Raw genomic sequence first — 6000 nt, forward strand, 5'->3', positions numbered from 1 at the left:
TGCTATCAAATATGTAGCTTATGAAGCTTTGTTTTTCTAATTTTCAGAATAAAACATATTGAAACCTATTGATATCAAACGGTAGGTGCTTTGTTTTTAATAGCAAATCTTGTGCGATATGCAATCGGCGCGGATCTGGCTCCGGTTATGCGTGCGCAGGTTTCGGGTCTTGAAACATCTAGTGAAAGAAAGCGGGCCGCCAGGCTAGGATCGCTCGCAGGCATTAGCGTTGAAGAAGGTGCAAAAAAAGGGCATCAAGCCCGGAATTGGTGCACCGCTGTGCAAAAGCGTGCATGGGGACCTGCAAAGAGCTCATGCCTAGTCATGGGACCTAAATTGGTGCAAAAACCATGCCGAGCTGCTGCACAAGCAAAAAAGGCGACCTTGAGGTCGCCTTGAGAGTGGAATTCGTCTGCGCTGCTGCAGGACGGGCTGAACGCCTTGTGCCGCCTTGGCGCCTTCAGTGCATGCCCGCCGCCATGGCCGAAGTCTGCACTGGACTGGTCTGACGTGGCGCGAAGCTGGCCATGAGCAGCGCTGCTGCTGCAGGCATGGCGGCAGCCCAGGCCAGCCAAGTCAGGCCCAGGCCCTGTGCAATCACGGCTCCGCCCAGCCAGGCGCCCAGGGCATTGCCCAGATTGAAGGCCGCGATATTGAGGCTGGATGCCAGATTCATGCCGGCTTCGCCAGCCGATTGCAGCACACCCATCTGCAGCGGCGCGACAGTGGCAAAGGCGGCAATGCCCAGCAGCAGCACAAAGGCAATCGCCAGGGGCGTGCTTGCAAACATCCAGCGGCCCGCGATCAGCACCAGCATCAAGGCGGCCAGCGACACCCATAGTGCGCGCTGCACGCCAAAGCGGTCGGCCAGCTTGCCACCCGCATGGTTGCCCAGGGCCAGGCCCGCGCCGAACAGCAGCAGGGTAAAGGCGATCATGCGGTTATCCATTCCCGTGACCTGGGTCAGCAGCGGCTCTATATAGGTATAGAGGGTGAAGACGCCGGCAAAGCCGATCACCGTCAACAGCAGGCCGCGCCACATGGCGCGATTGCGCAGCACGGCCAGCTCCTGCGTCAGGCCCTGAGGGCTGGGCATGCTGAGTGCGCGTGGCACATGGCGCAGCAGGATCAGCAGCGCGATCACGCCGATGCCGCTGACGCTGGCAAAGGCCATGCGCCAGCCCCAGTGCTGGCCGATCCAGGTGCCGAAGGGCACGCCCAGCAGCGTGGCCAGGGTCAGGCCGGAAAACATCAGCGCAATGGCCGAGGCCTTCTTTTCGGGCGCCACCAGTTGCGTGGCGACGACCGCCCCCACGCCGAAGAAGGTGCCGTGGGTCAGCGAGGTCAGCACGCGTGCTGCCAGCAGCCAGCCATAGCTGGGTGCCAGGGCGGCGGCGGCATTGCCGGCGATGAACAGCAGCATCAGGCTCAGCAGCAGCAGCTTGCGTGGCCAGCGGCGCGAGGCCAGAGTGAGAACGGGAGCGCCCACGGCGACGCCCACGGCATAGCCCGAGATCAACGTGCCCGCCGTGGGGATGGAGATATGAAGATCCTGACTGACCTGGGTCAGCAAGCCCATGATGATGAATTCCGTGGTTCCGATGCCGAAGGCACCGGCGGCTAGAGCAAGCAATGCTGCAGGCATGAAAACGTCCTTGTGAAAATTTCGCGAAGGGCTGAACTGTGAACCTGCGGCAGAAGGCGCGCTAGCCCTTGATGCGGACATGCATTTGTTCCTGTGCGGAATAAATCGCATCTCTATGATGTGATTCATGAAGAAATCGATTGCTATGCCGACCGCTCAGGAGCAGGGATCGGACCGCTTTACGGAGCTGCAGACCTTTGTGCTGGTGGCCCAGCAGGGCAGCTTCTCGGCGGCGGCGCGCCTGCGCGAGGTCTCGCCCTCGGCGGTCAGCAAGATCGTGGCCCGGCTCGAGACCCGGCTGGGCGTGCAACTGCTGCGCCGCAGTACCCGGCGGCTGGAGCTGACGGCCGAGGGAGAGCAGTTGCTGGAGCAGGGCCGGCAGCTGCTGACGGACTGGCTGGCGCTGGAATCCTCGGTCACCCGGCAGGGCCAGCCCACTGGAGTGGTGCGCATCAATGCCAGCTCGTCCACGGGCAATCGCCTGCTGGTGCCACTGGTCGGTCCGCTCATGCAGATCTGGCCGGGCCTGCAACTGGACCTCAGCTTTACCGATCACGTCGTGGACCTGATAGCGGCTCGCGCCGATATCGCCTTGCGCTGGGGGGAGCTTCCGTCTTCGGACATGGTGGCGCGCAAGCTGGGGCACACGCGCCAGGTGATCGTGGCCTCGCCGGATTATCTGCAGCGCTTTGGCAGACCGCAGCATCCCGATGAATTGGCAGGCCATGTGCGCATTGGCTGGAACTACCCGCGGGCCATACCGCACTGGCCGTTTGTGGTGGCGGGCAAGGCGGTGGCGGTGAGCATGGGGGAGGTGCTGCGCGTCAACGACGGCGAAGCCATGGCCAATCTGGCCAAGGCCGGGGCGGGCCTGGCGAGGCTGTCGCTCTATCACGCCTGGGACGATTTGCATGCGGGCAGGCTGCAGGTGTTGTTGGAGGATTTCAATCCCGGGGATCTGCAACCCATCCATGCCGTGTATGTGGGCAAGCCCGGCCAGTTGCCAGTGAGGACGCGGGCGGTGCTGGATTTTCTGGCCAGCCATGTGGACCTGAGCCATGCCGAGCAAATGCCCGCCGGCCTGCTGGTGTTGCGCACATAAAAAAAGAGCCCGGACGAATCCAGGCTCCTTGAAAAACCTCCATCCAGACAGAAGAAGGCTAGGCGTTCAAACGGTGTTTGGTGCTCAGGCAGTCAGGTCCACCAGCGAGCGGGCCACCACCTTGGTGGCACGGCGCAGGTCTTCCAGCACCAGGCGCTCGTCGGAGCGCTTGGCATGCGATTCCAGCACGGTGCGGGGGCCGGCGCCGTAGATCACGCCGGGGATGCCGCGCTCGACATACAGGCGTACGTCGGTGTACAGAGGCGTGCCCACTGCAGGAGGCACTTCGCCGAAGATGGCTTCGCCATGCTTCTGGATGGCGTCGACCAGGGGCTTGTTGCCGTCCAGGGGGGTCATGGCGTTGGCCAGCAGCAGGCGCTTGATGTCCACGCGCACGGCGTCTTCGCCGGTGTAGCCGCCCTGGGTATTGAAGTCTTCGATGGCCTTGGCGATCACAGCACGGATGCTGGCTTCCACTTCCACAGGATTCTCTTCAGGAATCATGCGGCGGTCGATCTTGAGCATGACCTTGCCGGGCACCACGTTGGTGTTGGTGCCGCCGTCGATGCGGCCGACATTCAGGTAGGGGTGCTTGATGCCGGGCACTTGCGAAGTGACTTGCTTGTACTTGACGTTTTCGCCGTACAGAGCAGTCAGCAGCACGGCCGTGGCTTGCAGCGCGTCCACACCGGTGTGGGGCACGGCGGCGTGAGCCATCTTGCCCTGCACGGTGATTTCCATCTGCAGGCAGCCGTTGTGAGCGGTAACTACTTCGTAGCTGAAGCCCGCTGCAATCATCAGGTCGGGCTTGGTCAGGCCCTTTTCCAGCAGCCAGCCGGGGCCCATGATGCCGCCGAACTCTTCGTCATAGGTGTAGTGCAGCTCCACTGCGCCCTTGCTGGGCTTGGCCACGGCTTCCAGAGCACGCACAGCGAAGGTGAAGGAGGCGAAGTCGCTCTTGCTTACGGCAGCGGCGCGGCCATAGAGCTTGCCGTCTTCGATCTCGGCGCCGTAGGGGTCCTTGGTCCAGCCTTCGCCCGGAGGCACCACGTCGCCGTGGGCGTTCAGGGCGATGGTGCGGCCACCGTCACCGTAGGGGCGGCGCACGATCAGGTTGGTGATGGACTCCATGCCATAGGCCTTGACGTCGGCTTCGGGCACGACGTGCTTCTCGGCGTCGAAGCCGAAGCCTTTGATCAGCTCGGCAGTGCGTTCGGCGTGGGGTGCGTTGTTGCCGGGAGGCGTGTCCGTGGGCACTTGCACCATGGCCTGCAGAAACTTCACTTCTTCGTCGAAGTGCTCGTCAATCCATGCATCGATGGCGGCGTAGGTGGCTTGCTTGTCTTGATTCATATTGGTCATTGCTGTTCTTGAGCCAGTTGGTGGAGGAGGTGGGTGAAGGCATCCACGGACAGTTGCATGTCGTCGGAGGTGGAGGCTTCCAGCGGGTTGTGGCTGATGCCGGCGTTCATGCCGCGCACGAACAACATGGCCTGAGGCATGATCTCGTGCAGCTTCATGGCGTCGTGACCGGCGCCGCTGGGCATGCGGAACAGGGGCACGCCCAGTGCGTCGACAGCGTTTTCCCAGCGTTTCTGCCATTCGGGAGCACTGGGCGCAGCCGCTGCCTTCATGGACAGATCGGTGGTGTAGCGCAGGCCGCGGCGTTCGGCGATCGCAGCCATCTCGGCCATGATGTCGTTGATCATGGCGTCGCGCTGCTCGTTGGTGGGCGCGCGCAGGTCCAGCGAGAACTGGCAGCGGCCGGGCACCACGTTGACCGAGCCTGAAGGCACGTTCAGCTGGCCGATGGTGGCCACGCTGTCGCCATCCTGGCCGGCGCGCTTTTCGATGTACAGCGACAGCTCGGCCACGCCGGCTGCGGCGTCGCGGCGGCGGTCCATGGGCGTGGTGCCTGCGTGGCTGGCCATGCCGATGAATTCGCAGACATAGCGGGCGCTGCCGTTGATGGAGGTGACGATGCCCAGGGGAATGTCCAGCTCGTTGAGCACGGGGCCCTGCTCGATGTGCACTTCCACAAAGCCCAGGTACTTGGCGGGGTCACGCTCCAGCTTGGGGATGTCGTCGATGCACAGGCCCGCATGCAGCATGGCTTCGCGCAGCGTGATGCCGTCGGCGTCCTTCTGTTCCAGCCATTCCTGCTTGAAGTCGCCCACCAGGGCGCCCGAGCCCAGGAAGGTGGCCTTGTAGCGCTGGCCTTCCTCTTCCGAGAAACCCACCACTTCGATGTTGAAGGGCAGGCGCTTGCCTTGCTGGGCCAGCTGCTTGACGCAGGCCATGGGCACAAAGATGCCCAGGCGGCCGTCGTACTTGCCGCCGTTGCGCACGGTGTCGTAGTGGCTGCCGGTCAGCAGGGTCTTGGCGCCTTCGGTGGCCGCCTTGTAGCGGCCAACCACATTGCCCACGGCGTCGATCTCGACCTCGTCGAAGCCGATTTCACGCATCCAGTGGCTGATGCGCTGGGCGCAGGCGCGGTGGGCGTCGGTCAGATAAGTCACCGTCAGCTGGCCTTTTTCGGCATAGCCGGGGTCGCTGTTGGTGGACAGGCGTTCCTGCCAGTCCCAGACTTCGTTGCCTTCGACGGGTTCGTAGCCGAACTTGTCGTTCAGGCGGATCTCGGCGATGCGGTGGATGTTGCGCAGTGCCTCGGCCTGTTCGTAGGCCGGATGGTTGAACATGCGGCGCTCGAAAGTCGCAATGATCTCGGCCTTGCTCAGACCCAGACCGCGCGCGCCGCGCACGGCCAGGATGAAGGGGAAGCCGAAGCGCTTGCCGTATTCGGCGTTGAGCTTGCGGATGTGCTCCAGCTCTTCGGGCGTGCAGTTGGTCAGGCCAGCCTTCTTCTGCTCATTCGTCGATTCGGCGGTGAGCGTGTTGGTCTCCATCTGCTTGCCGGCCAGCTCCGGGTGAGCGCGGATCAGATCGAGCTGGGCCTGCTCGCTGGACTCGGCCAGCACCTTGGCCATGGCGTGCTTGATATGCGCCATGGACTTGAAGGGTCGCTGCTCCAGTGCCTTGGCGGCAATCCAGGGCGAGTGCTCGTACAGGCCATCGAGCAGGTCGGTGGCGGTTGCCGCATCGGCGGCATTCAGTTGTTCCAGGGTCAAAGCCATGTCGCAATCAATCCTTGCAAGGGAAACGCTCGGCCCAGTGACGAGCCAAATCAATACGGCGGCACACCCACACGTTGTCGTGCTTCTGGATGTGGTCGAGGAAGCGCTGCAGCGCTGTA

The 6000-nt window shown here is 63.0% G+C and carries 4 protein-coding genes and 1 pseudogene; 1 reads left to right on the forward strand and 4 read right to left on the reverse strand.

All coding sequences use genetic code 11. The features are described 5' to 3' along the window. Positions 1-460: 460 nt before the first annotated feature. Entirely contained in the window at positions 461-1645 is a 1185-nt protein-coding gene (locus tag V8Z78_RS25690; RefSeq protein ID WP_349732420.1) for an MFS transporter, read from the reverse strand. A 127-nt stretch (positions 1646-1772) separates the two neighbouring features. Between V8Z78_RS25690 and V8Z78_RS25695 the strand changes: the two genes are divergently transcribed. Then, complete coding sequence (locus V8Z78_RS25695; RefSeq protein ID WP_349732421.1) at positions 1773-2747, forward strand: LysR family transcriptional regulator; 975 nt, start codon at positions 1773-1775, stop codon at positions 2745-2747. A gap of 84 nt (positions 2748-2831) precedes the next feature. On the opposite strand, the gene V8Z78_RS25700 is transcribed toward V8Z78_RS25695, so the two are convergent. The 3 genes and pseudogenes from V8Z78_RS25700 to V8Z78_RS25710 all read right to left on the reverse strand — a co-directional run. Further along, on the reverse strand, positions 2832-4109 hold the full coding sequence (locus tag V8Z78_RS25700; protein WP_003063718.1) for a M20 family metallopeptidase: 1278 nt from the start codon (positions 4107-4109) through the stop codon (positions 2832-2834). Then, positions 4106-5881, reverse strand: a complete 1776-nt coding sequence (uraD, locus tag V8Z78_RS25705) for a 2-oxo-4-hydroxy-4-carboxy-5-ureidoimidazoline decarboxylase (protein ID WP_003063720.1) — start codon at positions 5879-5881, stop codon at positions 4106-4108. The genes V8Z78_RS25700 and uraD overlap by 4 nt, the downstream gene beginning before the upstream one ends. Positions 5882-5888: 7 nt before the next feature. Beyond that, positions 5889-6000, reverse strand: a pseudogene (locus tag V8Z78_RS25710) (allantoinase); the annotation flags it as partial.

The organism is Comamonas sp. wu1-DMT, from assembly GCF_040187805.1.
GTDB classification, from domain to species: Bacteria; Pseudomonadota; Gammaproteobacteria; order Burkholderiales; family Burkholderiaceae_C; genus Comamonas; species Comamonas thiooxydans.